The following is a 3,212-nucleotide window of genomic DNA, read 5'->3' on the forward strand; positions in this document are numbered from 1 at the left end:
TTCGAGACCCAGAACCTGCCGCTGTACGGCCCATTGCGCAGCTTCGGCGTGCCCGAACCGCTGATCGACATTGTCGAGCCGCTCAGCATTTTCGTTGTCGAGCTCGGCTACCGGCGAGACATCCCGCCCTGGGTTCCGTCGCCGGCCAGGTTGATCCCGGTGCACAATCCGGTCGACGTGGTCGGCGACTTTTTCGAAGCCGTCGACCAGACGATCGACAACACGCTGACCGTCCTCGGTTCGCCGCCGCCGCTGACGATTCCGGCGCCCGTGTCGTCCGCGGCGGGGTCGCCATTTGATGCGGAAGCTCCGGCGCCCGTCGCGCCGGCCGCGCGGGAAGTCGACCAGCCGGTCGGCACCGAGTCGGACGACAACAACGCAGGGGTCATCGGCACGCCGACGCCCGCGGACACCGGGTCTCCGCAGCCAACCGCGGCCGGGGCGACGACCGACCGACAGCGGCCGACACTCAGGGGCCCGGCCGGCATCTTCGGACCGCGGATCCGCGACTTCCTGCACCGCGTCCGCAACGGTCCGGCGGCCACATCGAACGAAGGCGCGGAATCGACCTCGTCTCCGCCTGAGGACTCGCCGGAGGGCGCGACCCCGAGTACTGCCGACGGCATGTAGCCGCTGATCCGTGACCGCGCTAGCGTTGGACTATGCAGGCGCCAGAAGTTCTTGGCGGCCGCTATGAACTTCGGGGGGTTCTGGGGCGCGGCGGCATGGCCGAGGTCCGAGAGGGCTGGGACACCCGGTTAGACCGCGCGGTCGCGGTCAAGCTGCTCTACCCGGTTTTCACTGCCCAGCCCGACAACCGTCGGCGGTTCGAGACGGAGGCGCGTGCGGCCGCGGCGCTGAATCATCCGCACATCGTCGCGGTGCACGACAGCGGTGAGCACCGCGGCACGCCCTTCATCGTGATGGAGCGGTTGTCCGGACGGACCTTGGCCGATCTGCTGGCCGGTGGTCCGCTGCCACAGGCCCATTTGCGCTCGATCCTGGACGATGTGCTGTCGGCGTTGGCCGCTGCGCACGCCGCTGGAATCCTGCATCGGGATATCAAGCCGGCCAACGTCTTGTTCACCACCGCCGGTGACGTGAAGGTTGCCGACTTCGGCCTCGCGAAGAGCGGCGACGTGGCGCACACCATGACCGGTCAGATCGTTGGGACGATGGGCTACCTCAGCGCGGACCGGTTGGCGGGCAGGCCGGCGAGTGTCGCGGACGATCTTTATGCGGTCGGGGTGGTCGGTTACGAGGCATTGGCCGGGAGCAGGCCCTTCCCGCAACAGAATCTGCCTGCCCTGGCGCGTGCGATCGCCGAAGACCAACCGCCGCCGGTGATGCTGTTGCGCCCGGATGTCGACCCGGAATTGGCCGCCGTGGTCGAACGAGCGATGGCACGCGATCCGCGGTGGCGTTTCCCCAGCGCCGACGCGATGCGCGCCGCGTTGTCTGGTGCACCGCAGCCGAACCCGGTACGACCACCGACCCGGGTCCTGGCGGCGCCGCTGCCACCGCCGACCACGATGGTTGTCGCGGCGCCCGTGCGAAGCCAGACAAAGACATTGCTCGCGGTCGCGGCCGTCCTTGCCGCGATCGCGTTGGCGGCCGTTCTGGTGCTGTTCGATTCGGGCCAGCGGCCGTCGGTGCCCGAACCAGTCGGCACCAGCTCATCGGTGCCGACACCGGCCCCGGTGTCATCGCCGTCACCGCCGCCACCCCCTGCGCCGCCGATGCAGGTCGACGAGGGCCCGCCCGGCAAGAAGGGACCCGGCCCGAAGAAGCCGAAGGGTCCACGAGGCGACGACGACGACTAACTTCGTCGGGGCGACTACTAAATCCTCCCGTCGTGGCAGAACGGAGATCAACATGGCGTGGGACTTCTCGACCGATCCGGATTTCCAGAAGAAGCTCGACTGGGTCGAGGAATTCTGCCGGGAGGAGGTCGAGCCGCTCGAGTTCGTGTTCCCGTACGCCGTCCGCTCGCCCGACCCCCGAGTAAAGGCCTTCGCGCGCGGCCTGCAGCAGCAGGTCAAAGACCAGGGGCTGTGGGCGATCTTCCTTGACGAGGAACTGGGCGGACCCGGCTTCGGCCAGCTCAAGCTGGCGCTGCTGAACGAAGTCATCGGCCGCTACCCGGGCGCCCCGCAGATGTTCGGCGCCGCGGCTCCCGACACCGGGAACATGGAGATGCTTGCCGCCTTTGGCACCGATGAGCAGAAGAAGCGCTGGCTGGAGCCGCTGCTGAACCAGGACATGTTCTCGGCGTATTCGATGACCGAGCCTCAGGGCGGATCAGACCCCAACTTGTTCAAGACCACCGCCGTACGCGACGGCGACGAATGGGTCATCAACGGAGAGAAGTGGTTCACGTCGGCGGGCCGCGTCGCCGACATTCTCTTCGTGATGTGCACGAACGGCATGTTCGTCGTGCCGCGCAAGACTCCGGGTGTGGAGATCCAGCCGGAGCCCCGCAACCACAACCACATCATCTACCGCGATGTCAGGGTTCCGCTCGACCATCTGCTCGGCCCCGAAGACGGGGCCAAGACCCTGGCCCAGCGTCGCCTCGGCGGCGGACGCATCCACCACGCCATGCGCACCATCGCCCAGTGCAAGCTCGCGTTCGACATGATGTGTGAGCGGGCGCTGTCGCGTGAGTCGCACGGCAAGGTCATCGCCGAGCACCAGATGGTGCAGGAGAAGATCGCCGACTCCTACGCCGCCATTCGCATGCTGCGGCTGTTGGTGCTCGAGACCGCCTGGAAGATCGATAATTCCAGCACCAAGGAAGCCCGGACCGACATCGCCGCCGTTAAGTTCACGATGGCAAAAGTGCTGCGGGAAGTGTCCTTCAACGCGCTGCACATCCTCGGGTCGCTCGGAACGACCGACCTCACCCCGCTGCAGGCGATGTACGCCGCCGCACCCACGATGGGCCTCGCCGACGGCGCCGACGAGGTGCACAAGGCCACCGTCGCTCGTCGGGTGCTCCAGGGCTATCGGCCGCAGGAGCACCCATACTGGCCGTCGGAGTATCTCCCCGCCAAGCGCGCCGCGGCGTGGGCGAAGTTCGAGCCGAAGTTTCAGGCCGACCCCGAATTGCGCGCCGCGGCCGAGGCCTACAAGAAGTACTTCGCCGGTCGGCGCTGAACGGCGACGGCCGCCACGATTGGGTGCCCCCACTAGGACTCGAACCTAGGACC

Annotated in this window: 2 protein-coding genes and 1 pseudogene; all 3 read left to right on the plus strand. The window is 67.6% G+C overall.

Going from position 1 to position 3,212, the window contains the following annotated elements; translation table 11 throughout:
• Positions 1–630 (plus strand): annotated as a pseudogene (locus tag ACRDU5_RS09980) (hypothetical protein); the annotation flags it as partial.
• A gap of 32 nt (positions 631–662) precedes the next feature.
• Complete coding sequence (locus ACRDU5_RS09985) at positions 663–1,823, plus strand: serine/threonine-protein kinase (RefSeq protein ID WP_526614326.1); 1,161 nt, start codon at positions 663–665, stop codon at positions 1,821–1,823.
• A gap of 52 nt (positions 1,824–1,875) precedes the next feature.
• A complete protein-coding gene (locus tag ACRDU5_RS09990) occupies positions 1,876–3,159 on the plus strand; it encodes an acyl-CoA dehydrogenase family protein (RefSeq protein ID WP_526614327.1) in 1,284 nt (427 codons plus the stop codon).
• Positions 3,160–3,212: the final 53 nt, after the last annotated feature.

It is taken from the genome of Mycobacterium sp., assembly GCF_050701515.1.
Classification (GTDB): Bacteria; Actinomycetota; Actinomycetes; order Mycobacteriales; family Mycobacteriaceae; genus Mycobacterium.